A 26220-nucleotide genomic window follows, 5' to 3' on the forward strand; every position below is an offset into this window, starting at 1 on the left:
CCCCTTAATTAATAATGATAATCATTATCACTTATAATATTAAGGGGTCTGGACAGAATTGTCTATGCACTAAAATGATCTAATCCCCTTCATTTTTGTGATATTAGCACCCTCATAAGCTCATGCAACTGAGCTTGGGAGGACAGCGGGTCATAGCCATAAAACAAATCTGGCTGTTCAATTAAGTACATCCGATTTTGTTTGATTGCCTCCATCTTCAGCCAAGACTCTGACTGAAATAAGCGCTTCATTCGTTTCTTTGTCTCTGGATTTGAAGGTATCCCAGTAATAAAGATATGGTCAGCTGGGTGGTCTGCAATAGCTTCAATCTCTTCCTCTACAAACCCCCGTTGTTCAATACCATGCTTAAGCAAAGAGCCTGGAGGACGAAAGCCGATATCTTCATACAAGATTTGGCTTCCTCTTCCATGGCTACTATGAATGCTGTAAGCAGAACTTGTACCGATTTCCCACAATACTGCCGTTCCCCGTTTTCCAAGCTGCTGGTCCAGTTTCTGATTAAAGGCCCATATTTGTTCATCGTAATGTGCGAGCCATTCCTCTACCTGCTGTTGTCTTTCTACAACGTCAGCAATGTGGCGAAATTGCTCTCTCCAGCTCATGTCCATAAAAGGAAGGCCAAGCACGGGAGCCAGCGGTAGAAGTTCTTTGCTCCCCTTCACAGTATAATAATCAATGATTAAATCAGGCCGAGTGGAAGCAATGGTGTTATAAAAAGAGGATGTACTTATTCCAAATTCATAGAGTTTTTGCAAGGGATTCACTGGATTTATACTTTCCATCCAGGAGGAATATACGCCTAGCTCTGGCGTGATACCTAATGCCAGTAAGCATGCAGTATGGTTACTATTAAGAGCAACTACACGTTTTTTCTTTTGATGATAGGCGGTAGGTGATAAACCGACCAATTGCTTAAATTTCCGACTTAAATAAGCACCTTCTTTATAGCCCACTTCCTGTGCCAATTTCTCTAGTTTTGGCATATCGTATAGCAGCCTATTCTGAGATGCACGAATCCGTAGCAAGGCAAGGTAATCACTGAAGGTTTGAGAAGTATGTCTGCGAAATGCACGCGAGAAATGTTCAGGGCTTACTTGTGCGATTGTTGCCATTTGCTCACGCGTCACATCCTCATGAAAATGTGTGTCTACATAATGAAGAACTTGTTCCATCCACGCGTTATTTTTCTGTTGTTGTCCCTCTAGTTCATCATATAGCACCGCTAATAGCTCAACGAATAATTGTTGAAATTGAAACGGTTTACGTTCACTTAGTTGTTTCGAAGCCCTTTCTAGCTCGGCCGTCAGACTTAATATGTTCAAAGAACAGTTCCGAAGAGGTTCAGGATGCTTTAATACATTCGGTTGAATACCATCAGACGTTAAGCAACGGTAGCTAATCAATGTCCCCTTAAAACTTGTATGCAATTGTGTAGACACCTTCAATTCATGGGAATTATGCCATAGCATTACACAACCACGTGACAATTCGTATTGCTGTTCTTGAAGATCTAGTAAACCGCTTCCATTTATAATAACGAGAATACAAGGGAATCGTGTCATTTCTTCATCAATACAAGGTAAAGAACCTTCCCAGTTAGCTATGCTTACAGGGTAATAATATGTATGAGATAATGAGATATTATGCTTAGATAAATGATTAGCCATCACTACATCCCCTCTTAATCACTTAATTTCCAACTAGTAACAGTACAATTGACTATACCTAAGTATCTCAATTATATAGAAATCATTTCCTCACATAAAATCACACATGTGCTGATTAACCAACAAAAACAGTAAATAACTGAACCAACACTAGGTGCTTCGTGTACAGTATAATTGGATCGCTTTTGGATTAAACGACCTCTATACGATTACCAAGATGTCTTGGTGTGTAGGAATGCAAGTTCATCACATCCCTACACATTTTTTTGATAATCGTATGGTGTTTATTCATCCTTCGCGCTCCAAATGCATACGTACACAAAGTGCTAACGTTTTTCCGGACGAGAGAATAGCTGGGCTTCTAATCTGTGTAAAAGCCGCCAAAGATACAATTTTGGCGGCTGATGTCTTCTCCAGAGTCTTGTCTTTTTTATTTAAGAAAGAGTCTCTTTCTTATAGTCCATTGCATGATAAGATGCATACTCTTTTTTAAAAGTAAGTAAGGTACACACTGTAGAAAGTGCTAGAGTGTCATTTTCTTTCCATAGCTTGGGTTCTCTTTTACACACCAAATTGTGCTTCGTGTAGTCTATTATAAGCCCCTTTTAGATCGAGTAACTCTTGATGACTGCCTTGTTCTGTAATACCTTCCTCTGTCACAACAATTATCCGATCTGCATTTTTAATCGTTGCTAATCGATGTGCAATCACAAGTGTTGTACGCCCTTTAGATAATTCAGTTAAGGCCTGTTGAATTGCGACCTCAGTTTCAGTATCAAGTGCTGATGTAGCTTCATCCAAAATGAGGATAGATGGATTTTTCAGGAACATTCGAGCTATAGATAGACGCTGTTTTTGTCCACCCGAAAGTTTAACACCACGCTCTCCTATCATCGTATCCATTCCTTCTGATTGAGAAAGAATAATATCTTCCAACTGAGCTCTTTTCGCCGCTTCCCATATCTCTTCTTCTGAAGCATCTAGATCGCCATATGCGATATTCTCTCGAATCGATCCGTCAAATAGAAATACATCTTGTTGAACAATTCCAATTTGGGCACGGAGAGAGGCAAGGGTCATTTTTCTAGTTTCAATTCCATCAATCAGTAAAGAACCTTCCTTTATATCGTAAAAACGAGGTAATAGACTACAAATCGTCGTTTTTCCAGCACCTGATGGTCCAACAAGGGCTACTGTTTCTCCAGCACGAATCGTTAAATTAATATGCTCCAACACATTATCTTTACCTTCATACCCAAACGATACGTCCTGGAACTTTATATTTCCTTCCAAATGTCCGACATCCATTGCATCCGGAGCATCTGCTACATCTGGCTCTGTATCTAGCATTTCAGTAAATCGCTTGAATCCAGCAATTCCTTTGGGATACATTTCAATAACACCATTGATTTGCTGAATCGGTCCTAAAAACACATTCGACAGTAGGATAAAGGCAAGGAACTCTCCGTACGTCATGTTTTTATTGATAACAAACCATGTTCCGCATAGTAGAACAAACAATGTGACAATTTTCATGAGAATATAGCTAATCGATGAATTCCAAGCCATAACACGATAAGCGATTAACTTTGAATCACGAAAACGAACGTTGTTTTTATTGAATTGAGCAATTTCATGATCTTCATTGGAAAATGCTTGAACAACGCGCATTCCACTCACATTATTTTCTACACGTGCATTAAAATCTGCAATATCCGTAAAGAAGCGGCTAAATGCTACAGACATTTTCTTACTGAAGTACAAAGAAAGACTAATAATAAGTGGAACAATAATAAAAGTGAGTACAGCTAATTCTGGGTTTATCGTGAACATAATTGCAAATGCACCAGTGAGTGTCATAAGTGCTATGAAGAAATCCTCCGGTCCATGATGCGCGATTTCACCAATATCCATTAAATCGTTTGTCATTCTAGAAACTAAATGACCTGTTTTATTATTATCAAAAAATCTGAACGATAACTTCTGTACATGCGTAAAGAGATCTTTTCGCATATCCGATTCTATATTAATGCCCAGCTTATGGCCCCAGTAAGTGACAACATAATGGAGAGCTGCACTGATAATATAAATTCCAAGTAACGAGACACACCCCCATAGAATCCAGGTCCAGTTTGAGCTTGGTAATAAATCATCCACTACACGATGGACCGCTAGTGGAAAGGCTAACTCTAGTAATGCGGCAATGACTGCACAGGAAAAGTCCAAAATGAAAAGTTTTTTATATGGTTTATAATAAGAGAAAAAACGTTTTAGCAATAGGTATCACGTTCCTTACATTATTGTTTTTGTGTGGGGCCTTCATCAACTATTCACTTGGTGAAAATGTTAAGAGGCTAGGTCTGACATCAAGCCCCATACAGAACTAGCCTAGCCTTTATGAATTATTTTTCGTTCTGTTTCTTAGCGACAAGCATATCCGCTACTTCTTCCGCTTGTGCTAACACAGCAATCGGATCATATGGCCAAAACCGTTTTCCATCAAGATAGAAAACATTATTCTTTTTGACTGCATCTACAGATTCCCAAACAAGATCCTCTTTATCTAACGTACCACCATGTGATTGATCGAAAAAGATATAATCACCAGCATAATCAGTCAGTACTTCAAAGGAAACTTGTTTGAATGTCTCCCCAGCATCTATTAACTCTGTTTTAATACGCTCCTGCGGAGTTAACTGAAGATGCTTGTAGATTGCTTGTCCGCCTCGATAAATGCCATCACCATAGATGTACGAGTCTTTACCGAATGCGCCGAAGATAGAAACTGTTTCTCCCTCTCCCATTACCTCCTTGACTTTATCTCTTTGTTGTTGAATTTTCTCATCAAAAGAAGTCAGCCATTCTTCTGCTTCTTTGCTTTTGCCTAGCATCTCCCCAATTGCTCTTACTTCCTCGTAAGCATCGCTATATGTTTCGTAGGGAATAATCACAGTAGGTGCCATTTTGGAAAACTTCTCAAATGTGCTTTTTTCAGAATCCGCACTAATAATCAAATCTGGATTTAAACCCAATATTGTTTCCACAGCACTCTCGCCGGTACTCTCAATACCAGTTATCAAATCCTGTATATGTACGTTCTCAAGATCTGTTTTTGTTGCACCAACTGGTTTTTCTCCAAGAATAAGTAGTGTAGGTAAATAGCTATCTACAACAATCCTTTTTGCGTTTGCCGGTATTTCAATATCGCCGTGAATTGTTTTAACAATTCTTGTTTCTGGTTGTTCACTTTCAGACTTATCATTCTTTGCTTCTTCCGTACCTTTCTTAGTATCTGATGTTTGACTGCTCGAACTTCCACAAGCAGCAATCATTATAGTAAGTATAACGAGTAATAGACTAAAGATAAGTTGAGATTTATTCTTAAACATTGATATCCTCCTTATTGATAACGATTTTCATTCTCAATGGCATATAAAAAAATATAGCCAACTACGTCAATTTTAACGTGTTATTGTTTAAAATTGGAGTTGATTATATTCTCTTCTATACGAGTTTTACTTGGTAAGTGATTCTACAACACCATCAATAATTTGAGTATTAGCAATCGGTCCTGAATATAACCAGCTAGTCTCAGCGGCATATTCATAAATATGTCCATTTTTCACGGCCGGTATATTTTTCCATACTGGATCCAGTAACATTTCTGCGCCATTTCCTTTATCACTATTAATCAAGAAGATATGATCTGCATCTAGTTCAGCTAATCGTTCTAAGGAAATCTCCGACCAATTTCCTGTAGCGGTGCTTGAAATTTCTTTGACTACATTTGGAGTTGAAAGACCAAGATCACCGTATAAGACAGCTCCACTGGATACATTTTCGCTAACTATAAAGAATGTATTATTAACGAGCCAAACAGCTGCAGCTGATTCAGAGCCAATCGAATCCTGTATAATCTTCTTTGAGTCCGTTGCTTTTTTCTCATATTCTTCTAATACCTGTTTTGCTTCATCCGTTTTCTCGAAAATCTCACCTACTTTTAATAATTTTTCGCGCCAATCACTGTTATTCTCTACTTCAAGCACATATGTAGGCGCAATTTTTGAATACTGCTCGTATTTCCCCCCCTCCACTGCTTCCGCAGAGCTCATAACGAGTAAATCCGGAGAAAAGCTTGTCACGACTTCAAATGGAAGGTCATATGGAATTGTCGGTACGTCTTTTAAATAGTCTTGTAAATAATTTTGAATCGATGCGCCGTCATTTACTGTCCACTGTGCAAGAGGCGTAATATCGAGTGCTACTAAATTATCTTCTAAATAAGAAGCAATAATACGCTCAGGTTTTGCAGGTATTGTCACTTCATGCCCCATTGCATCTGTTAGTATTCGTTCCGTTGAAAGCTCTTCAGCTGCCTGTTCTGTTTTGGTATCTTTGGTTTTGGCACCATTTTCACTAGTGTCGCCACACCCAACTAAAGTTAGTGATAGTGCTAGAAAACTAGACATGATTACAGTTCTTTTTTTATTAGTTAACATCGATTCATTCTCCTACTATTCATTTTTTTATCAAAGAAATAACAATTCTATAGAGTACAATAACTTCATAAGGATTTTTACACAGACGATGGCTCAGATACATCAATCTTTCAAGCGTGACAATAGGTAAAGGAAGTACGGTGCCCCAATAACAGCGACGACAATTCCTGCTGGTATCTCTGATGGCTGTAGTATCCAACGACCAAGTGTATCCGCAACAAGGACTAACAACCCCCCGGTCAAAGCTGCAGCTGGTATTAAAAATTGATGTCTAGATCCGACTAATTGACGTGCCAAATGAGGACCAATCAGCCCTACAAATCCGATACCACCACTAACTGACACGCTAGCTCCCGCTAATCCAACAGCTGCAGCAAGTAATATACGCCGCTCTTTTTCAATCGAGGCACCTAAGCCAGCTGCTGTTAAATCTCCTAAATTTAGTACGTTTAATACACGTGCTTTCGAAAATACAAATGGTATTAAAACGAGGATCCAGGGCAACAAGGACAGCACAAATTTCCAATTTGACCCCCAAATACTGCCCGCTAACCAAGTAGCAACAAATTGATAATTCTCTGGACTTAAGCGCAGTGTTAAAACAATCATGACCGAACTAATACCGGCCGCTACTGCCACACCCGTGAGCAGTAGCCGCATAGGTGAAATTCCCTCATGTAGTTTATAAGCTAACGAATAAATGATCACCGCTGTTATTCCTGCTCCTAAAAACGCTAAAACAGGAAGTAAAAAGACAGGTGTAGCTGTAGTTGATGGGAAAAATGATATAAATAGCATGACAGCTAGCCCAGCACCTGCGTTAATCCCCAATATGCCCGGATCCGCCAAAGCATTACGGGATATCCCTTGTAGCACACAGCCCGAAACTGCTAGTCCCATCCCTACCAATACTGCAATAACTATACGAGGTAATCGAAATTCAAATAGAATGAGGTGTTGCTTCTCCGTTCCAAACCCAAACAACGTTCGGATCACTTCAAGCGGTGTCAATTTAATAAAACCGGTATTCATGCTAATCATGAAAGCAACGACAATGAGCAATCCAAGAACACCGATAATCATCAGATTTTTAGTCTTTGCCCGATGTTGGTTCTTTGTCATATTAATCTTTTCTTTCATAGTTCTTTTCCTCCTTTTCGTGCAAGATACAGGAAGAACGGAACCCCGATTAACGCAATCAATGCGCCAATTGGTGTTTCATATGGAGGATTAATCATTCGTGCTCCGAGATCAGCCAAAACTACTAAAAGACCACCCAGCACAATTGAACAAGGAATAATCCAACGATAATCATGACCAACTAGAAAACGAGTAAGATGAGGAACGATTAATCCAACAAAACCAACTGCCCCTACTACAGAAACAGCAGCTCCAGCTAGGATTAGCACAATAATCATCCCAACTAGTTTAATCGTCTTTGTTCGTTGTCCTAGTCCAATTGCTACTTCTTCTCCAAGGCTTAAGAGTGTGATTGAACGTGAAAGAATCAGTGCACCAATCATTGCAACGATAATCCATGGGGTCATGATTTGGAGATGAACCCATTTCGTTCCCGATACACCGCCAGCATACCAAAAGGCTAAATCTTGCCCAATACGAAAATAAAGGGCAACTCCTTCGCTAAGTGCTCCTAACAATGCGCTTACTGCAGCCCCAGCAAGGACAAGTCGCATTGGAGTCAAACCGCCTCGTGACATCGAGCCGACTCCATACACGATTCCAACACCTAAACCAGCACCTAAAAAGGAATACATGATTAAGTACATATATGGTAGGCCGGGCAAAAAAGCAAAACAGAGTGCCAGCATAAATGCAGCACCTGCATTTAAGCCCAAAAGACCGGAATCCGCTAGTGGATTCCGAGTCATCCCCTGCATAAGTGCACCAGCTACAGCAAAACATGATCCAACCATTGCAGCACCAAGAACGCGCGGCATGCGTATTTCTCGAATAATTTGATGCTGTGTTAGATCAGGATCAAAATGAAACACAGCCGTCCAAACAGTTGCTAACTTAATGTCTGCAGCTCCAAATGAAATGGATAGACCAATTGCAACAAGTAATGCAAACATGCCTCCGAATAAAACAACAACAGCCACAATTGGATGTGAGTGTTTCTTAATTTCTGTTAGCTTTTCTATCTCGGCAGAAACCTCTGCTGAAGCAGACATACATTTTCCTCCCCAAAACGAACTTACAAACGGCATACCTCATTGAGAAAAAGGGTTACCGTTCCTTCTGACACAATTGATACGATAGACAAATTGGATTTTCACTAAATGGACAAGTTGTAATCCTGGCGTCTATGTTAAATACAAGCTGTAAATTAGCACAAGTCATCACTTCTTCTGGTGTCCCCTCTTTTACTAATGTGCCATCTTTCATGGCAATCAAATAATCAGAAAAACGGGATGCATGATTCAAATCGTGAAGAACCATGACAATTGTCCGGCCTTCCTCCTCATTAAGTCGCTGTAGGAGAAGTAAGATATCGAGTTGATGCGCTAAATCTAAATATGTAGTCGGTTCGTCGAGAATTAGAATTTCAGTGTCCTGCGCAAGCGCCATCGCAATCCACACGCGTTGCCTTTGTCCACCTGATAATGCTTCAACAGGGCGATCCTTAAACTCATTTAATCCGGTTACTTCAATTGCCCAGTAAATATACTCATAATCTTCCTTCTTTAATGAACCAAAGCCACTTTGGTGCGGGAAACGGCCATAGGAAACCAATTCAAATACAGTAAGTCCCCCTGGAGCGTTAGCTGACTGTGGCAAAATCGCCATCTTCTTGGCTACTTCTTTCGTTTCTAACTGATGGATTGCACGTCCATCAAGATAGACCGCACCGCTTTTCGTTTTCAATACGCGCGAAATCGCTTTCAATAAAGTAGATTTCCCACAGCCATTCGGACCAATGATCGTAGTTATCTTTTTTTCAGGAATAGACACACTTAATTCATCAATTATTAGTGTGCTTGAATAACCAATCGCAACTTGATCTACTGTAATAGCTGACATTTTCAGTACTTCCTTTCTATATGTAATCGTATCGATTGATTAAGGTTTCTTTCCTTCTTTTACTTTTCTAAGGATTAGTTATACGTTAAATTTAATTGATAACGATTATCACTCTCATTTATATACTAGATACTTTTTAGAAGATTGTCAACAGCTTACAGAAGTTAAAGTGAGATTAGTTTTTTGGTGCAGTATTTGATTGTAGTGGACCTTCAATAATCGCATCGTTACGGGAGGTGGAGGGCAACGTTGATTGTCTTAAATTTGGATTTCTTTTTATAAATGAATACGGCGTATGCGCTTTACAAGGACTTTTGGGAGATCACTGAAAAAATCCCGATACTTAGAACTAATTAGAATTCCCGCCAATACCGCTTGGACGCTTTGTGGATGCCTCCCGCGATAAGCCAGAAAGAAGACCCCTTTCAGTCTTATCGCTCCGGCTACCACGAAGTCGCGCCTTCGCTGGATGGGTCTATGTGAGAAAGAGCATTTCATAATTTGTGATGAGCTCTGCAACCTGGAGTGCGTCTTTCTTGAATATAATTAATAACAACTAGTAATCACCTTATAATCTCAGCATGTACATCTCAAAATCACATTTCTCTCGATAATGAACACCCTAGCGAAGGCGCGGTAAAGACATCCCAAAGCGCAAAGCGTTCTACAATCCACACCCCGAATTACAACTCTCTCCTTATTGAGCGCCACAGCTTCAATGGGATTCTTTAATTCAACAAATATAGTATATTTTCTTTAATATAAATAAGGATAACCTTGCCGATATAGCAAGGTTATCCTTATTTAAATATATGCAATTACCATCAATTCGTCTATATGACGGTGACTGCGGGAGTCCTCCAGCGTCCAGAGGCTCTATCAATTAAGCATCGTGTCTTCATCACTTTTGTATTCTAAAACATCTCCAGGCTGACAGTCTAAAGCCTTACAAATCGCCTCTAAAGTCGATAGTCGAACCGCCTTTGCCTTTCCATTTTTCAATATAGAAAGATTAGCCATCGTAATTCCAACCCTCTCCGAAAGTTCCGTAACGCTCATTTTCCTTTTAGCCAGCATCACATCAATATTGATTATAATTGCCATCGTTATCACCTCAGACTATTAAGTCATTTTCCGATTTTATATCAATCGCTTCTTGTAAAAGTCTTTGAAGAACAGCAGCGAATACTGCGATTACCATTGAAGCAAAGATAGGAACCATTCCTATTATTATGAGACCTGGAGCATCGTCTAGATCCGCTATAAGATAAACAAATGGGATAATTACAACATACAAACCACTGATTGACATTGCACAAAACTTGATTTTTTTCAGAGATTTGACAGACAGTTCAGAGAAAGATTGGTTCTTGTCAATATAGCTTAAAAGTTTAAATGCCTGATACAATGCAAAGAAAAACGGGATAACTGATACATACATGCCTATTAAAATGGGATATAGTATGTGGGCATAGTCTGGATCTACTGGATTATTAGTTAACCAAGGTAACCCGAATATGCACAAAGCAAGAACTGGGATTCCAATAAGAAATACAGCTATCTTTAAAAAGAGTGTTGAACCTTGTTTCAAAAAAAAACACCTCACTTATCTATTATTAATATTATTTTAGCACACGCTTTATCGTTTAACAATAAACTATTATCATTTTCAACCATATTTTTATCGTTATATGAATATCCTTTTAATTTTAGACATAGAAAAAAAGCATTTTCATTACAAAGAAATGCTTTTCAACTTAATGTATTCAATTTATAACTTGTTCCATCCAGTTGCCGTTGGAAACAAAAATGGATTTTACATTTTCTCTCGCTCATAAGTATCTTCCATATAGATCATTTTTAATTACTATATCTGTATATGCGCCTTTCTAATTTTCAACCATTACAAAATCGATATCCTGTAGTTTCAAATAACTTTTCTCGATACCAATCATTGGTTTGTTTAGATAACATGAAGCATGGGTAGCAATCCGCATATGACTATTGTGTATATAACGTAAGCGTAAAATATAATCCACACTTATTTGGAAGTAGCTGATCAAAACATTAATATCTTCTGTATCTACATTGGCTAGTTGTTCAAACAGAAATGTGAGATATGTAAAAAGGTCATGGAAAAATATCCTTAATCTCTTTTTGGTTCTGATAGAAAAAGGTATTAAGTTATGAAACAGCTTTGAATTGAATCATACGTTGACTCTTTAATTGGCTCATTGGAAGTAATGGTTTGAACTTCTTAATTGTTCAGCAATGAGTTGTATGCCTCCGTCAATCCAGTCAACATGTAGATTGGAAACATTCAGTTTTAAAATTCTGTCGACATAACTTCCTTCTAAGTAATTCCCGTTCACAGCTTCGATAAAAACATTATTTTTGCGGCAATCCTCAATTAAAGAACCCAAATTGATATTCGGAGGAACTTTTAGACTAGTGTGCATCACTAGTTCAGCGGCTTTTTCTATTTCGGGTAAGTGATTTTCTAGTGCCTCTTGTAAGACTTTAGCGCGCCCGATATAAGCCTTGCTCACCTTCTCTTGGTAATGAGCAAACATGCCGCTTTTAAGGTAAAGAGCTAGCGCTGCCTGTGAGACCATAGAGCTGTCAATGTCAGTTGTATTCTTGAACTTCTGAAATACAGGGACCAATTGAGAGGGTAAGACAACGAGGCCAAGACGCAAGCCAGGAAACATGATTTTGGAGAAGCTTTTTAAGTAAATGACCATTTCTTCAGCATCAAAAGCATAAAGCGGATCTCTGCGCTGACGGTATTCAAAGTCAGCCAAGTAATCATCCTCCACCAGATAGACGTTGTATGTTTTTGCGAGTTTGACAATCGCCTTTATCGTCGCAGTATCATAGGAACACCCCAAAGGATTGTGAAATCTTGGCATGGTATAGAAGAATTTAATATCCCCTTGCTGAAATATCCGTTCCAGTTCTTCTAAGTCTATTCCTTCTGTATTGCGTTTGATTCCCTTTACTGACAAATTGTAGGTTTGAAGTTGCTGAAGATAGAGGTGATAGGTTGGCTCTTCAACCAGAATTGTTGATCCTCCGTTAGGAAAGGGCATCATACTTAATATGAATAGTGCTTGCTGAATACCAGAAGTTATGAATAACTGGGACGGTTTGCTGAATACCTGGTAATCCTCTAAAAGCTTTCTGCCTTCGTTCAGTAAGGCTGGCATTCCCTGAGGTGTCCCATAGTTAAATAATTCTTCCTGATATGTATCAATCGCTTTATTAATGCAGTGTTGGAAATCTTGAAATGGGAAAGCATGCCACGTTGGAGTAGCTGTCGCAAAATCATAGGCATAATTCATTTTTGGTTCTACCATTTTTAGATGATCCATCACGTAATATCCACTTTTCGGAACAGCGTATACCAGGTGTTGCTGTTCTAACATTTGTAGTGCAGCAATAATCGTTGTTTTATTTACACCCAAACGTTCGCTGAGGGACCGAATAGAAGATATTTTCTGACCTGCCTGCAACTGTTCCGTTTCAATTTGTTCTTTTAGCATTTGGTAAACAAGCATGTACTTTCTCATCTACCTGACCTCCTTATTCAATCCACTTGGAACTTTTCCTCATTATACCCTTTTACTGTACCGGTACAGTTACATTTTTTTTCGAAACTTCGGTATAGGAATACCTATATGCTTAACCTAATGAAGAAAAGGAGGGAAACCATGCATCCCAAGACATTGATAGCAGCTATTTCATTTTCAATTATTATAGGTTTATCTTTCTTGTTTGTTAAGTGGACATTAAGCACAGCGTCCCCACTTGAAACTTTAGCCCACCGCTTCACGATTGCCTGGGTCGGTGCAAGCCTTATTTTGCTTTTTCAAAAAAGACGGATACGGATTCAGAAGCAGCATCTTTCCTTGTTTCTCATGATTGCCTTGTTGTATCCAGTATTGTTTTTCGGATTTCAAGTATATGGGCTCAGCTATATATCTTCTTCCCAGGCTGGAATTTTTCAAGCGATTGTACCCATATTCACATTGATACTTGCTAGCCTATTATTGAAGGAATCTTCGACAAGTAAACAAAAATTGGGCATTGCTTTTTCTGTCGTAGGCGTCGTATATCTGATGATTAATATGAATGGAGAACAAGGACTCACTAATTTTTGGGGAAGTCTCCTAATTATTTTTTCGTCTCTTTCCATCGCCTTTTACCATGTGCTTGTCCGCAAGTTAACAAAGCACTACACACCTTTTCAGCTTACCTATATCATCACATTGTTTGGATTTGTTTTCTTTAATGCATTTTCCCTTGGAAGCCGGATATTGAATGGTTCTGTAGAAAGTTATTTTGAATCGTTTGCTTCCCGAGAGTTTATACTCAGTATTCTATATTTAAGCCTGCTTTCATCTTTGTTGACGTCATTTCTCTCAAACTATGTGTTAGCTAAAATTCCAGCAGTGCAAATGAGCATTTTTAGTAATTTGGCCACACTCATCACAGTTTTAGCAGGGGTGGTCTTTCTTCAAGAGGCGTTCCTCCTCCACCATTTTATTGGAGCATTTCTGATTTTACTTGGCATTTACTTTGTTAACTTTTCAAGAAAATCCAAACAGATCAAAGAGGGTAATGTATGCCTATCAAAAGACTCAGAGATTTAGTAAGTTCACGCACTTCCCTATACTGCACTTCAAATACGATGAGTACATTCGGAAAGATACAGATTTAACAGAAGTCGAGTGGTTTCAAAGCTGTTACGGCTTAGGCAAATGGTGGATTATTGGTTTCTTTTATTGATAGTCCTGAGTTACCGGTTCTTTCAAAACAAATTTCAAAGACCATACAAACGGAAACTTTTTATAAATTTAATAGAAAATCGTTCGCACATCGAGGGCGAATATGAACGCTCTATAATTTTTCATAGGTATGTTCTATCTCAAAATCTATAGAACTTTGGTCGACATAAGGAATTCCTCTCCCGTAAATGCAACTCTTTCAAGTGTCTGGAAGGCTCCTGCTTTGATTTCCGTACCGATCAGATTATTCTAATCACTGTTCAGTGTAATTGCCGCCCACTGTTTAGACTCAAAATGGACGTCGGTGAGCCCGCCCTTGAAGAGACTTTCGATATCGGCAAGCCATGTCTCCATGATGGAAAGGTCATTCTCTATCGTCATTAAAGCCCTCGTCTGGTTCGCATCAAATTCATACAAATCGGCAATCGTAATATCCCGTTTCCTCCGTGCATCCCGAACCCCTTCCTGCACATCACTATCATTCAGATGTGGAAGGGCAACGATATCGGCGACCTGATTCATAATGTCGTTGGCTTCGTCAGTGAGACTGCTTGTCAGTCTAGAAATCACCGTAAGTCCTTCTTCAACTTCTCCTTCAAGGAACGTTTGACGGATGAACCCGTTCGCATTCGGTTCCAGTGCATCGAGTACGGAATCCATTTGGGTGAGGACATTTACGTAATTGCTTTTGAACGTCATGAAAAACTGTAAGAACGGCAGGTGGCACTCCGCATAAAATGCACGGATTGCATCACCCCCTTGTCCTTTCAATGAATCTTCCATCCCAACAAGTCATAAGTGAAAGGTTCCTGCTTGTAAAATGATTCAGGCTTGCCATAGAACCTAACACCTTTTTTCAACTATTTTTATAATATTCTGTCTTTAAAAACATTCCTTATGCATTAATACAATTCTAGTGAACTAAAATATCTAGAAATTAAAAAATGAAGACCACAGTCATGAATAACTGTGGTCTTCCAGAAACAATTCAGACTATTAATTACCAAGTTTATTCTTTCAACATCTCAAGAAAACTCTCGAAATTAGCACTTACATATATTATGGCCGGATAAAAAGTATCGGATTCCTCGTGTAACCAAAGAGATACTGTTGGAATCATATTTTCCCGGAAATCTAAACAAATGAAGTCCCCACCAAATGCGGTGGCTATAGGGATTAATTCATCTCCAATCAACTCTGGATTATCTGTCAATCTATCGTCAATTTGACTTAAGACAACAGCAATATCATACTCGCCTAAATCTGATTCCTTAGGGTTTTCAGAAATACATAAAAAGCGTTCTAATACATTTTCTTTGCCATTGACAAGAAATTTATTAGTTATAGGAATCCCACCATTATAGTGTTTAATAAACTCTAAGAATGACTCTGGATATATTACATTACTGTAATTCTCTAATTTTTTTATTCGCTCATTGCTAGGTGCATGTATATACGAGTTTTTTTCTATTTTCATATTTCCCCCCTTCCACCTGGTCTATTTGCCCAATGATTTTGGGTTCTTCCACCATTATGATTCGTCACATTGTGAACACCAAATTCAACTAACTCCACTATTCTGTCTTCTTCACTATATTTCATTAAATTTTTACGTTATTCTCAATTAAATACTTATCCCCCAATTTCCCCTTAATTAAGGTTATAGTGTTTTCTACCTTCTTAAAAAACACGGTCTTTTCATTTTCATTTGAAAATCCTTTGAACTCAAAATTGATAGCATTGTCTTCAAAGAGACTATCGTATATATTCTGTATCTCTAAAAGCATATTATCAATTTCGTCTTCATCCTCAAGTTCTCCAACTAAGTCATTATCAACTAATTCACCTTGTTCATTATATATCCACATTGGGTAGCATTGATATTCCAGAAATATCTTAATAATGTTCATGGTTCTCCCCCTTTTTATTATGGTAATGATTTTGGATTTGCCCCTACAATAAAACCATTATTTCCAACAGTTATAGCAACTCTTTGTTTCTGTCCGTTGAAAACTACTTCATAAATTGGTCTTCCGTTTCCTCGACCTTGAGTTCCAACAACTTTCCCTTTACTTAACGCCTCCATCAGCAAATCTGGAATTTCATTTGATTTAATTCCCTTTGCTGCAAACTCATCTGCATGAAGCATTACATGTTCGAAACCAGCATTTGAATTACCTTTTTCAATCCAGGCTAATTTACCACTTGCTGTTTTTGTAATAGCCATCAGTTCATCAGGGTTATATTTTACACCATTATTCGCCAGTTCATCTAATAATTCCGCTGATTTCCATTTTGAGTTACCTATCCCCGTACCACTAACCTTCTCAACTTTCTTAGGACTTATCCACTTCACAATTGAAGATTTCCTAACAAGTCTAATACCCGCGTTACCCGCTTTTATCGCTGGCCCAAAAGGGGTAATCGAGGCCATGGACAGTCCCTTGGCCATGTAGGAACTATCGGGATCCGTGATTGTTTTTAAGTCATCCAGGATTAAGAAGTTAGCTACTCCCAACCCGGCTTTATCAATGAGGCTCAGTTCTTTGGGTCCGTAATCCTTTGAAACACGAACGAGTCCTTGGTTCATCATGATGTATTCGCCCGTATGTGGATCGATTGCGTAGTCATTCACAGGATTACCCACATGTTGTTCTTTTTCCATTGCGGCATAGAGTGCTTTCATCTGCTCATCTTCAGAAGTATTCGCCCCTACTAGATTGCCAAGTTCATCACCGGATACTTGTCCCCCATTTACGCCGTCCATCCCGGCCGTCCGTTGCGCTAAATCTGTCTGAAGTGTATTTTTCGCCGATAATGCTGTCCATTTATCCATTGGGAAGTCAATGGCCGTCACACCGTCAGTGAACAATCCTTCGATATCAGAAATCCATGTTTCCATCGTCTTCAGGTCATTCTCTATCGCTATCAAAGCCCTCGTCTGGTTCGCATCAAATTCATACAAATCGGCAATCGTATGATCCCGTTTCCTCCGTTCATCCCGAACCCCTTCCTGCACATCACTATCATTCAAATGTGGAAGGGCAACGATATCGGCGACCTGATTCATAATGTCGTTCGCTTCGTCGGTGAGACTGCTTGTCAGTTGTGAAATTTCTGTAAGTCCGGCTTCAACTTCTCCTTCAAGGAATGTTTCACGGATGAACCCGTTCGCATCCGGCTCCAATGCATCAAGTGCAGAATCCATTTGGGTGAGGACATTTACGTAAATGCTTTTGAATGTCATGAAAAACTGTAAGAACGGCAGGTGGCACTCCGCATAAAATGAACGGATTGCGTCTCCTCCTTGTCCTTTCAATGAATCTTCCAGCGCAAGGAGTCTTTCGACAGCGGTCTCGATTGCTTTCATTTCATTTTCCAAACGATTCAGCATGGTATTATTCCGCCGCAAGCCATTGTGGAATGGGCTAATATTTACTACTTTCATAGCTCCATCGGTATATATGAAAATGAACCTATCAAATACATAAATCTGTATCTTCTCTTTGATAGGTTCCAAGGCATTTTATATTGTTGAATTTCTGATGAAGATCAGTAAAGTCTACACCATTTTCTATGAAAAGCTTTGTAAGTACATCCAGTTCATTTTTTTCATAATTACACTATCAGAAGTTATCTCGTTTAGAACCTGACTTCCGATTCGTACAGCAAATGATACAGGCAGTAAATAATTTAAATGGAATTGTTTTGGCGCTCAAGAGGGGATTCAAAATCGACGATATTCCCGTCCGTGGATTAGTGCGCTCAAACCGCATCAAATATACTAGTAATTCTCATCCTTTCCTGCTATTCATATTTATGACCCCTATTAGCTATATTTACATACACCCTATTCTTGTTGTTTGCCGACAATCCAAGATAAAGAAGGTTTGTCAGTTTAACATCATGAGCAGTTACTTCAAAATCAATATATTACAACCATAAATCGTGGGATCAAGAAAAAAGTCTTGAAAGGTAATAAGCCAATCAAGGTAAAATTATGTTTAGAATTTTAAAATGACATCTAAGGTCTTAAATGAAGATGGATCGTTTGCTTTGGAGGCATATAGGTGGGGACTCTCCAAATTTAACAACTTAAACACTTCACCATTTTCGAATTCTATATTTTTTTTCAATTCTTCAATTACCCCCTTATAATCAACTTTGTCAAATATTTCATTGGGTAACGTAATTATTATATGTGAATATTTCAACCTATTAGTCCTACATATATATACGTTATAATCAAAAGCAGCTATTTCATAATCTTCTGGAAGACTATATATAGACACAGATGAAATTTCTTCACCTTTTTCCACTGATTCACAAAATTTCCTTTCAATTCTTTTTAGTGAAGTTATCTTGCTACTTTTAATTGACACCCCAGAAACGGCCATATAATTCGGCTCGAAATTAAGTGAATTAATAAAATTTATAACATATTTATAAAAATCTAACCACTTTTCAGAATCAAAGGAATCAATCTCACCATATAATACAATTGATGTTGTTAATCTCTCTTCCATCACTAAACCTCATCTCTTTTTACTTTTTTGGCGGTAAAATGAATATGTCTCCAGCTCTATCTATCAAGAGTCTTTGATTATCTTCCATTCTCTCAATTAAGTCTTCCACATTATCTGTTTTACTTGGAACCTCATATTAATCAATTTTTCGATCTTTCCTAACAACCATTATATCAGGTCTTCGATTTGGTTTAATTCCTGGTATTTCGTTTGATAGACCTTTGTTTAAATAAATTTTACTTACATCATCCTTCTTGGCCAATTCATCAGCTTTATCTATCATTGCTTCCCAATGTCCAGGTGTTTTATTAGTATGTGGTTTGCTAGGGTAATTAATTTTATCCTGTACATTTTCACCAGTACCCTTAGACTTATTTTCAACTGCAGAAGTCTTCTTAACGGAAAGATTCCCTTTATATTTGGATGGCTTAACTCCAGGGATGATAGCCAGCGCCATTTTTTTGAAGCCTTTTTGGATGATTGCCCTCGGATGGATATAATCCACAAATGCTAGCTTCGTACCTTCAAAATAGTTGTCGAGCTCACGAACACCACCGTCATCGAATTCTTCTTCCACTTCTTTAACCACTTCGTATTGAATCTGCTTTCTTGTCCCAAGTTGGTATTCCTTAATAATCAGGCCATTTTCATAGATGTGGAATTTTAACAGGTTGTAGCTTCCATAAGCCCCACGCTCGATTGTCTCGGTTCTTTTACTTTCAAGTGCCTGGAAGGCTCCTGCTTTGATTTCCGTGCCGATCAGATTATCCTGATCACTATTCCCTAGGCCCCCCGCAACCGCAGAGGTCTGTGGATCAATTCCTGTTTGCAATCCGCTATTCAGTGTAATTGCTGCCCACTGTTTAGACTCAAAATGGACGCCGGTGAGCCCTTCCTTGAAGAGACTTTCGATATCTGCAAGCCATGTCTCCATGATGGAAAGGTCATTCTCTATCGCTATTAAAGCCCTCGTCTGGTTCGCATCAAATTCATACAAATCGGCAATCGTAATATCCCGTTTCCTTCGTGCATCCCGAACCCCCTCCTGCACATCACTATCATTCAGATGTGGAAGGGCAACGATATCGGCGACCTGATTCATAATGTCATTCGCTTCGTCGGTGAGACTGCTTGTCAGTCTAGAAATTACCGTAAGTCCTTCTTCAACTTCTCCTTCAAGGAATGTTTCACGGATGAACCCGTTCGCATTCGGTTCCAGTGCATCGAGTGCGGAATCCATTTGGGTGAGGACATTTGCGTAATTGCTTTTGAACGTCATGAAAAACTTTAAGAACGGCAAGTGGCACTCCGCATAAAATGCGCGGATCGCATCTCCCACTTGTCCTTTCAATGAATCTTCCAGCGCAACGAGTCCTTCGACTGCGGTCTCGATTGCTTTCATTTCATTTTCCAAACGATTTAGCATGGTATTATTCCGCCGCAAGCCATCGTGGAATGGGCTGATATTTACTACTTTCATAGCGCCATCGGTATATATGAAAAAGGAATCTATCAAATACATAAATCTGTATCTTGTCTTTGATAGGTTCAAAGGCATTATTATTGTTGAATTTCTTATGAAGTTTAGTAATTTTATATGGAAATTTTTGTAGTTACATCCAGTTCATTTTTCCATATTTACACTATCCTTGTAATTACATGGACTACAATCACCGGAAAAAACATGATTGTTATAAAGTTTCACAATTGAATGATTGACAGGTACCTGATGCTGATTAACCACATTTCAGGTGAAGTCATGTCGACAAATCTCCTTTGATAGTTTGTTTCATATTCTCTAGTTCTTTGTTGGTCGCCGGCTTTCTACGTGTGTCTCCATATTCCTCTTCATTTTTTTGTATTCTGGACAACAATTTTTACCACAAAACTAAAACCTCCTACTAGATTATTTGCCTGGAGGATAAATATCACCTATAGCTAAATTCATAAGTTTGCTAACCTTCATAGAATTTAGGTTAAAACATGTAAGTATTTTAACCATAAAAACCTATGTAAATAAAAGACCTTGAAAGGTACTTAGCCTATCCAGGTTGACATTAACATATTCTTTTTTTCAAATACTTCCCTACTTTATAAGCCTACTCCTCAATTAAATCTATATAATATTCATTATCGTTGGGAAATTTCTTGAAGAAATCCTCTAGCGACTCGGCTATTTGAATATCAAAATAAAATACCGGATTATTTACTATTTGCAAATCTAATGATATATATACACCTTCGTTTACTTCAAAGAAAATAAGTTTATCTTCATCATCATAAAGTTCATCGAGATCTGGGTCAAATTCAAAAATACCTTCTCTTAGTCTAAAATCTGCTGCAGTCCCTGGTCCAAGTATCCTATTTATCGCATTTGTACTTTGACCTTTAATAAAACCATAACCAACTTCTAAATATAATTGTTTTAAATCATTTGGGAAACTGATACCCATCCTATGCTCAGCTTTTAAAATATCATCTTCAGGTACCTTATAGGTTTTATTTTCTAAATCATTTATAAGTTCGAATTCCGCCATATATTTACCTCCTTGGGAATAATTTTCCTGATGGTGCTCCTTTTCCATGTCTGGGGTCGATTTCCGTACCTTCGAGATTGGCCTGATCACTGTTCTCTACTTCCACTAAAAACGTAGAGGTTTGTTGATCGACGGCTGTTTTCAATCCACTTTTCAGTGTAATTGTCGCCCACTGTTTAGACACAAAATGGACGCAGGTGAGCCCTTCCTTGAAGAGTCTTCCGATATCTTCAAGCCATGTCTCCATGATGGAAAGGTCATTCTCTATCGTTATCAAAGCCCTCGTCTGGTTCGCATCAAAGTAAGCGCCAAATACTCCCCACCTTCTAACCTCTTTAGTGTTATGTGATAATCACATTAACATCAATGGTTAGGAGGTTTTTTCATGACAAGAGACGAACGGCGAGCCATGTGGCAGGTGCGGATTGACACATTTAAAGCGAGTGGTGAGTCCAGCGTCACGGCCTGGTGTGCTACAAATGATATCAGTGTCCAAAGTATATGCATGGCTTAAAAAAGAAGGGCATAAAACAGATACAGTAAGCACAGCTCATTTGATTAGGGGTTTCCGCTTTTTGAGCGAGTGTATCAAATGAAATCCACTCACAAGGGGATGTTGGCTGTGAAGTTCAATACCTTCTTTGCCGTCCGAATAAAGAGGTAAATATACTTTTCGACACGATTAAAGAAAATACCTTTAGGGTTGGGGAAGGCTGCGAAATGTGAGTTCAATATGAAAAAATCTTGACTGAGCGGTTAATATTCGTTCAATCAAGATTTTTTAATTATTGTTCGTTATCGTTTTCATTCTCTTTTTCTTCAATTGATTGTAAATACTTCCTTAAGAATTCTTGGTCGTCTTCATCCTCAGGTATACGCCCTAGGTACTTATACTTCCAAATAATTCGCCTTTCATAATCATCTGCTTCCGATAAATCCTCGTAGTCATAGTCAATCTTTAATTTACCTTCACCGTTAAAAATAAATGTGAGATTTGTCCAAGGTTCCTGGTTATTATTTTTAAATTCATACCAAAGTTTTTCTAAACCTTCTAGTAGTTTATACCACAAATCATCATAGACCTCTTCCCCTATATCAAAAAGCTGCGAGATATTATGGCTATGAATTGGAGAATCGTCGTTTTCTGGATAATAATAGAAGTATGCTTTACGTACATCTTCGTTTATTTCACCATATACAAATACTTTTGACCACTCTTCTGGGATCGTTTCGACCACTGTTTGAGCAATATCTTGGTAAATACTACTCAACTTATTTTCATCCATCATTATTTACCTCCTGGTTTATTTTTCAAGTCTGCAAACTCCCAGTCTTTATTCCCAATCTTATACCCTATTTTAAAACTATGAAGCCAACTTTATTCCTCCTCTGATGGATACCACGGATGCACAGACTCTACTGTTTTATCATGTGCCATATTTCTACCCACTTTACCTCCCCTGTATATACGTTTTTCCCCATGCAAAAACACCATCGACAAATGTACTTTTAAAAAATGCGACATTTATCAATGGTGTTTTATGTCACCTCAGTAATTCAGCATAGTCCAAGCATTATCCTTCCAAACCAACATTTTTTCTGTTTATATCAAGCACATCTGAAATACCAAACTCATCGAATTTCCCCATTAAAAAGTCATGCCCATTGTGTAATGCGATCTCTCTTTCTTCTTCATAAATAGGGAGTAACGTATAAAAATTAATTATTCTATTTTCCGTATCTAAAATACTACCCATATCTTCAGATTCACTTACCAAAATACATGATAACGCTGTAGTGGCTGCAAATGGCATTGGCGGTTCCCCATTTGGAAGAATAACCCCTTCACCTAACCAACCATCATATTTATGCGGAATGTGCGCAACCATTCTCAGCCACTTCAAAGGCCAATAATGATCTTTGTTCTTCATTTCCTCTTTACTGATTGGCGAATTTGCAGGTAATTTCAGGACTAATTCGGCGTACTTAAATTCCTCACTGCCTTCTGAATCATCCATTGCAACATCACTCATCCCAGTTGTCACAAGAGTTATATAATCATGTTCTTTCGATGGCAGTATCACTTGAACATTAACCGCTACCTTACTGCCAGGGATGATTTCACTGATTGTGTGATCAATAGGGCCAAACTGTTCAGTTATATAATCTAAAATCTCCGTTGTTTCATATTGCCTAGTATCCTTATATTCTTCTTTTTTATCGGGATCCAATAAATCAGCAATTACCTTTTGCCCACGTTCATGCGCAAATGCTAATGCACCCATATTTTTCATAGATTCTCCTGTGTACTTCACATGAATATCAATTCCATTTTCAATCAGAAGTTTTACAATATCTATATGTCCACCCAGAATTGCAGAAAATAAAGGATTCCTTTCTGGTTCGCTCACATCCAATTCAGCCCCACAGGACAATAAATATCTCACAATTTCAATGTGTCCATCTGAAGCCGCTTCATTAATTGCTCCACCACCAAGTATAGCACCGCGCCTATTTATGTCAGCACCTAACTCTATAAGTTTCTTGACTATTTCAAGCTTTCCATGTGTGGCTGCTACATGAAGAAAAGTTCCAAATGTTGTCACCAAATTCAAGAGTTCCATATCTGAACCAATTAACTCGACTACTCGTTCGACATTATTTTGCTTGATAGCTGTACGTATTTCTTTAGCTAGTTGTATAATTTCCATATTCCCACTATCTCCTTTGAGCGGCTATACGACCTAATCGTTCAAGTATTTGAACGATATCATCCCGGTCACCGCCACTATTTTCCACTTCTTTAATCTTATCTACAACATTTCGAAGTGCCGTAATATCATGTTGACCTTTTATATTTGGTGCCCAAGTCAAATTTTCAAGGCCGTAAATTGGGTCTATATCATATTCTCTTAATATTTCTTGTCCTTCCTTAACAAGCTCTTGTTGAGCTTTTCCATTACCTCTCTTAAATAGAATGTGATGTGCGTGGTGATTCTTCATTTCTTCTGGTGGATCATCTTTGTGTTTTTTCAAGAATTTACCGAAGTCGAAGTTATCGATGTTAACATCTTTGTCAGCATCGATAGTATCAATAGTTTCTCCATTATTACTCGATGCACCTTTACCCGTACCCTTACCCTTACCAGTAACATTTTCAACTTTCTTAGGACTTATCCACTTCACAATTGAAGATTTTCTAACAAGTCTAATACCCGCGTTACCCGCTTTTATCGCTGGCCCAAAAGGGGTAATCGAGGCCATGGACAATCCCTTGGCCATGTAGGAACTATCGGGATCCGTGATTGTTTTTAAGTCATCCAGGATTAAGAAGTTAGCTACTCCCAACCCGGCTTTATCAATGAGGCTCAGTTCTTTGGGTCCGTAATCCTTTGAAACACGAACGAGTCCTTGGTTCATCATGATGTATTCGCCCGTATTCGGATCGATTGCGTAGTCATTCACAGGATTACCCACATGTTGTTCTTTTTCCATTGCGGCATAGAGTGCTTTCATCTGCTCATCTTCAGAAGTATTTGCCCCTACTAGATTGCCAGGTTCATCACCGGATCCTTGTCCCCCATTTACGCCGTCCATCCCGGCAGTTCGTTGTGCTAAATCTGTCTGAAGAGTATTTTTCGATGATAATGCTGCCCATTTATCCATCGGAAAGTCGATGGCCGTCACACCGTCAGTGAACAATCCTTCAATATCAGAAAGCCATGTTTCCATCGTCTTCAGGTCATTCTCTATCGTTATTAAAGCCCTCGTCTGGTTCGCATCAAATTCATACAAATCGGCAATCGTATGATCCCGTTTCCTCCGTGCATCCCGAACCCCTTCCTGCACATCACTATCATTCAAATGTGGAAGGGCAACGATATCGGCGACCTGATTCATAATGTCGTTCGCTTCGTCGGTGAGACTGCTTGTCAGTTGTGAAATTTCTGTAAGTCCGGCTTCAACTTCTCCTTCAAGGAATGTTTCACGGATGAACCCGTTCGCATCCGGCTCCAATGCATCAAGTGCAGAATCCATTTGGGTGAGGACATTTACGTAAATGCTTTTGAATGTCATGAAAAACTGTAAGAACGGCTGGTGGCACTCCGCATAAAATGCACGGATTGCATCACCACCTTGCCCTTTCAATGAGTCTTCCATCGCAACGAGTCCTTCGACTGCGGTCTCGATTGCATTCATTTCATTTTCCAAACGATTCAGCATGGTATTATTCCGCCGCAAGCCATCGTGGAACGGGCTGACATCTACTACTTTCATTATAACATCGCCTGCTTCGGTCCGGATAATGTACTATGCACGACAGTCGCTATTTTTTCGTCTGATTCACGCATGAATTCAACGGAGCTAGTCGTTGTTTTACTATTCTCCATTAATACAGTTTGATAGTTCATCAAAAGCTGTTCCAGTTGAATCGACAACTTCGTCTGTTTAGTCACGACATCCATCGTATTTCCCGTAATCGGTAGTTCAGCTCTTGGAATGAGTGACTCCGTTTTGCTATTCATTTCCCTTAATTGGTTTTCAACTTCTCCATAGTCTATCTTCACTTCGGTCGACATGATAGTTATCTCCCCCGTTGTTAGTTGGAAGTTTTCACTTCTTCTTTTTCCCTTGCCGCTTCCTCGGCCAATAGACGCTCGATAGTCTGTTGAATGGAGGCAATTTCTGCTTGAAGTGAAGCAATTTTTGCTGCAATTGCACTATATACGTTTGCGAACTGGGCACCTGCAATCTCCAAAAAAGCTGTGTGAATTCCCCCTTCACGAATAGCTTGAAAATCAGTAGCATGTCTACCATGCCAAGTCGTGGGCGAAAGTTCTGGTTCCAAACATTTATGTTCATTCATAGTGAATTGCTGCTGTTTTTCGCTTAGTGAGGATTGACACGCATTCAGACGTGCAACCTCCCCTTCCTTCTTACTCAATAATGCATAGTAATAGCCAAGCAATCCTCATTCCCCCTACCTTTTTTATTCACCTCACATTTACCCCCCAATGACTTATCGGTTACTCGCATCAAAGACACTGATTAATTCTAATATAAGGTTGTAAAAATTTTTCTACTAATCTTGCCTTGTAGCGCATTATGGAACATCATTAAATCTATTATCAACCTAG

General features: G+C 38.8%; 25 protein-coding genes. 1 reads left to right on the plus strand and 24 read right to left on the minus strand.

Features of this window, described 5'->3' with window-relative positions; translation table 11 throughout:
- Positions 1 to 89: 89 nt before the first annotated feature.
- From AZE41_RS14535 to AZE41_RS14580, 10 genes are all read right to left on the minus strand, one after another.
- The gene (locus tag AZE41_RS14535; RefSeq protein ID WP_067210810.1) at positions 90 to 1688 is read right to left on the minus strand and encodes an ABC transporter substrate-binding protein; all 1599 of its coding nucleotides are present in this window, start codon (positions 1686 to 1688) and stop codon (positions 90 to 92) included.
- A gap of 561 nt (positions 1689 to 2249) precedes the next feature.
- A complete protein-coding gene (locus tag AZE41_RS14540; protein ID WP_067210812.1) occupies positions 2250 to 3965 on the minus strand; it encodes an ABC transporter ATP-binding protein in 1716 nt (571 codons plus the stop codon).
- A gap of 125 nt (positions 3966 to 4090) precedes the next feature.
- Positions 4091 to 5077 carry an ABC transporter substrate-binding protein gene (locus AZE41_RS14545; RefSeq protein WP_067210814.1) on the minus strand — a complete coding sequence of 329 codons (987 nt, stop codon included), beginning with the start codon at positions 5075 to 5077 and terminating at the stop codon, positions 4091 to 4093.
- A 126-nt stretch (positions 5078 to 5203) separates the two neighbouring features.
- A complete protein-coding gene (locus AZE41_RS14550; protein ID WP_067210817.1) occupies positions 5204 to 6187 on the minus strand; it encodes an iron-hydroxamate ABC transporter substrate-binding protein in 984 nt (327 codons plus the stop codon).
- A gap of 102 nt (positions 6188 to 6289) precedes the next feature.
- Positions 6290 to 7309 (minus strand): FecCD family ABC transporter permease, encoded by a 1020-nt coding sequence (locus tag AZE41_RS14555; protein ID WP_067213996.1) that lies wholly within the window; start codon positions 7307 to 7309, stop codon positions 6290 to 6292.
- 14 nt (positions 7310 to 7323) lie between these two features.
- Positions 7324 to 8379 carry a FecCD family ABC transporter permease gene (locus AZE41_RS14560; protein ID WP_067210820.1) on the minus strand — a complete coding sequence of 352 codons (1056 nt, stop codon included), beginning with the start codon at positions 8377 to 8379 and terminating at the stop codon, positions 7324 to 7326.
- A 55-nt stretch (positions 8380 to 8434) separates the two neighbouring features.
- Positions 8435 to 9229 carry an ABC transporter ATP-binding protein gene (locus AZE41_RS14565; protein WP_067210822.1) on the minus strand — a complete coding sequence of 265 codons (795 nt, stop codon included), beginning with the start codon at positions 9227 to 9229 and terminating at the stop codon, positions 8435 to 8437.
- Positions 9230 to 10108: 879 nt separating this feature from the next.
- Positions 10109 to 10333 (minus strand): helix-turn-helix domain-containing protein, encoded by a 225-nt coding sequence (locus AZE41_RS14570; RefSeq protein WP_067210825.1) that lies wholly within the window; start codon positions 10331 to 10333, stop codon positions 10109 to 10111.
- Between the two features lie 10 nt (positions 10334 to 10343).
- Positions 10344 to 10820, minus strand: a complete 477-nt coding sequence (locus AZE41_RS14575) for a DUF2975 domain-containing protein (RefSeq protein ID WP_067210827.1) — start codon at positions 10818 to 10820, stop codon at positions 10344 to 10346.
- Positions 10821 to 11460: 640 nt separating this feature from the next.
- Positions 11461 to 12801, minus strand: a complete 1341-nt coding sequence (locus AZE41_RS14580; RefSeq protein WP_067210830.1) for an aminotransferase-like domain-containing protein — start codon at positions 12799 to 12801, stop codon at positions 11461 to 11463.
- A 141-nt stretch (positions 12802 to 12942) separates the two neighbouring features.
- Here AZE41_RS14580 and AZE41_RS14585 point away from each other — a divergent pair, with 141 nt between their 5' ends.
- Positions 12943 to 13884, plus strand: coding sequence for a DMT family transporter (locus AZE41_RS14585; RefSeq protein WP_156476061.1), 942 nt, complete (start codon positions 12943 to 12945; stop codon positions 13882 to 13884).
- 384 nt (positions 13885 to 14268) lie between these two features.
- Here the strand turns inward: AZE41_RS14585 and AZE41_RS14590 are convergent, their stop codons facing one another.
- From AZE41_RS14590 to AZE41_RS14650, 14 genes are all read right to left on the minus strand, one after another.
- Positions 14269 to 14802, minus strand: a complete 534-nt coding sequence (locus AZE41_RS14590) for a ribonuclease YeeF family protein (RefSeq protein WP_067210833.1) — start codon at positions 14800 to 14802, stop codon at positions 14269 to 14271.
- Between the two features lie 226 nt (positions 14803 to 15028).
- Positions 15029 to 15496 carry an SMI1/KNR4 family protein gene (locus AZE41_RS14595; protein WP_067210835.1) on the minus strand — a complete coding sequence of 156 codons (468 nt, stop codon included), beginning with the start codon at positions 15494 to 15496 and terminating at the stop codon, positions 15029 to 15031.
- Positions 15493 to 15621, minus strand: coding sequence for an HNH endonuclease (locus AZE41_RS23705; RefSeq protein WP_418064626.1), 129 nt, complete (start codon positions 15619 to 15621; stop codon positions 15493 to 15495). The genes AZE41_RS14595 and AZE41_RS23705 overlap by 4 nt, the downstream gene beginning before the upstream one ends.
- The gene (locus AZE41_RS14600; protein WP_067210838.1) at positions 15621 to 15929 is read right to left on the minus strand and encodes a hypothetical protein; all 309 of its coding nucleotides are present in this window, start codon (positions 15927 to 15929) and stop codon (positions 15621 to 15623) included. Before AZE41_RS14600 ends, AZE41_RS23705 begins: the two co-directional genes overlap by 1 nt.
- Before the next feature lie 17 nt (positions 15930 to 15946).
- Positions 15947 to 17467, minus strand: coding sequence for a ribonuclease YeeF family protein (locus AZE41_RS22295; RefSeq protein ID WP_082786614.1), 1521 nt, complete (start codon positions 17465 to 17467; stop codon positions 15947 to 15949).
- 556 nt (positions 17468 to 18023) lie between these two features.
- Positions 18024 to 18545: a hypothetical protein gene (locus AZE41_RS14610; RefSeq protein ID WP_067210841.1), complete on the minus strand. Its 522-nt coding sequence runs from the start codon at positions 18543 to 18545 to the stop codon at positions 18024 to 18026.
- Positions 18546 to 18681: 136 nt separating this feature from the next.
- A complete protein-coding gene (locus AZE41_RS14615) occupies positions 18682 to 20103 on the minus strand; it encodes a ribonuclease YeeF family protein (protein WP_082786615.1) in 1422 nt (473 codons plus the stop codon).
- Positions 20104 to 20644: 541 nt separating this feature from the next.
- Entirely contained in the window at positions 20645 to 21082 is a 438-nt protein-coding gene (locus AZE41_RS14620; protein WP_067210844.1) for an SMI1/KNR4 family protein, read from the minus strand.
- A 4-nt stretch (positions 21083 to 21086) separates the two neighbouring features.
- Entirely contained in the window at positions 21087 to 21329 is a 243-nt protein-coding gene (locus tag AZE41_RS14625; RefSeq protein ID WP_067210846.1) for a hypothetical protein, read from the minus strand.
- 538 nt (positions 21330 to 21867) lie between these two features.
- A complete protein-coding gene (locus AZE41_RS14630) occupies positions 21868 to 22371 on the minus strand; it encodes an immunity protein YezG family protein (protein WP_231885685.1) in 504 nt (167 codons plus the stop codon).
- 285 nt (positions 22372 to 22656) lie between these two features.
- Positions 22657 to 23793, minus strand: coding sequence for an ankyrin repeat domain-containing protein (locus tag AZE41_RS14635; RefSeq protein ID WP_067210848.1), 1137 nt, complete (start codon positions 23791 to 23793; stop codon positions 22657 to 22659).
- 7 nt (positions 23794 to 23800) lie between these two features.
- Positions 23801 to 25360 (minus strand): T7SS effector LXG polymorphic toxin, encoded by a 1560-nt coding sequence (locus AZE41_RS22300; RefSeq protein ID WP_082786616.1) that lies wholly within the window; start codon positions 25358 to 25360, stop codon positions 23801 to 23803.
- On the minus strand, positions 25360 to 25662 hold the full coding sequence (locus AZE41_RS14645; protein WP_067210851.1) for a YwqI/YxiC family protein: 303 nt from the start codon (positions 25660 to 25662) through the stop codon (positions 25360 to 25362). The genes AZE41_RS22300 and AZE41_RS14645 overlap by 1 nt, the downstream gene beginning before the upstream one ends.
- A 20-nt stretch (positions 25663 to 25682) precedes the next feature.
- Entirely contained in the window at positions 25683 to 26051 is a 369-nt protein-coding gene (locus tag AZE41_RS14650; RefSeq protein WP_067210853.1) for a YwqH-like family protein, read from the minus strand.
- Positions 26052 to 26220 lie beyond the last annotated feature (169 nt).

This window comes from Sporosarcina psychrophila, from assembly GCF_001590685.1.
GTDB classification, from domain to species: Bacteria; Bacillota; Bacilli; order Bacillales_A; family Planococcaceae; genus Sporosarcina; species Sporosarcina psychrophila.

Coding starts and splice junctions, on each gene's coding strand:
- AZE41_RS14535 (WP_067210810.1), bottom strand. CDS start 1,688: ATGGCTAATCATTTATCTAAGCATAATATCTCATTATCTCATACATAT.
- AZE41_RS14545 (WP_067210814.1), bottom strand. CDS start 5,077: ATGTTTAAGAATAAATCTCAACTTATCTTTAGTCTATTACTCGTTATA.
- AZE41_RS14550 (WP_067210817.1), bottom strand. CDS start 6,187: ATGTTAACTAATAAAAAAAGAACTGTAATCATGTCTAGTTTTCTAGCA.
- AZE41_RS14555 (WP_067213996.1), bottom strand. CDS start 7,309: ATGACAAAGAACCAACATCGGGCAAAGACTAAAAATCTGATGATTATC.
- AZE41_RS14560 (WP_067210820.1), bottom strand. CDS start 8,379: ATGTCTGCTTCAGCAGAGGTTTCTGCCGAGATAGAAAAGCTAACAGAA.
- AZE41_RS14565 (WP_067210822.1), bottom strand. CDS start 9,229: ATGTCAGCTATTACAGTAGATCAAGTTGCGATTGGTTATTCAAGCACA.
- AZE41_RS14570 (WP_067210825.1), bottom strand. CDS start 10,333: ATGGCAATTATAATCAATATTGATGTGATGCTGGCTAAAAGGAAAATG.
- AZE41_RS14580 (WP_067210830.1), bottom strand. CDS start 12,801: ATGAGAAAGTACATGCTTGTTTACCAAATGCTAAAAGAACAAATTGAA.
- AZE41_RS14585 (WP_156476061.1), top strand. CDS start 12,943: ATGCATCCCAAGACATTGATAGCAGCTATTTCATTTTCAATTATTATA.
- AZE41_RS14590 (WP_067210833.1), bottom strand. CDS start 14,802: ATGGAAGATTCATTGAAAGGACAAGGGGGTGATGCAATCCGTGCATTT.
- AZE41_RS14595 (WP_067210835.1), bottom strand. CDS start 15,496: ATGAAAATAGAAAAAAACTCGTATATACATGCACCTAGCAATGAGCGA.
- AZE41_RS23705 (WP_418064626.1), bottom strand. CDS start 15,621: ATGAAATATAGTGAAGAAGACAGAATAGTGGAGTTAGTTGAATTTGGT.
- AZE41_RS14600 (WP_067210838.1), bottom strand. CDS start 15,929: ATGAACATTATTAAGATATTTCTGGAATATCAATGCTACCCAATGTGG.
- AZE41_RS22295 (WP_082786614.1), bottom strand. CDS start 17,467: ATGAAAGTAGTAAATATTAGCCCATTCCACAATGGCTTGCGGCGGAAT.
- AZE41_RS14610 (WP_067210841.1), bottom strand. CDS start 18,545: ATGGAAGAGAGATTAACAACATCAATTGTATTATATGGTGAGATTGAT.
- AZE41_RS14615 (WP_082786615.1), bottom strand. CDS start 20,103: ATGCCTTTGAACCTATCAAAGACAAGATACAGATTTATGTATTTGATA.
- AZE41_RS14620 (WP_067210844.1), bottom strand. CDS start 21,082: ATGGCGGAATTCGAACTTATAAATGATTTAGAAAATAAAACCTATAAG.
- AZE41_RS14625 (WP_067210846.1), bottom strand. CDS start 21,329: ATGGAGACATGGCTTGAAGATATCGGAAGACTCTTCAAGGAAGGGCTC.
- AZE41_RS14630 (WP_231885685.1), bottom strand. CDS start 22,371: ATGATGGATGAAAATAAGTTGAGTAGTATTTACCAAGATATTGCTCAA.
- AZE41_RS14635 (WP_067210848.1), bottom strand. CDS start 23,793: ATGGAAATTATACAACTAGCTAAAGAAATACGTACAGCTATCAAGCAA.
- AZE41_RS22300 (WP_082786616.1), bottom strand. CDS start 25,360: ATGAAAGTAGTAGATGTCAGCCCGTTCCACGATGGCTTGCGGCGGAAT.
- AZE41_RS14645 (WP_067210851.1), bottom strand. CDS start 25,662: ATGTCGACCGAAGTGAAGATAGACTATGGAGAAGTTGAAAACCAATTA.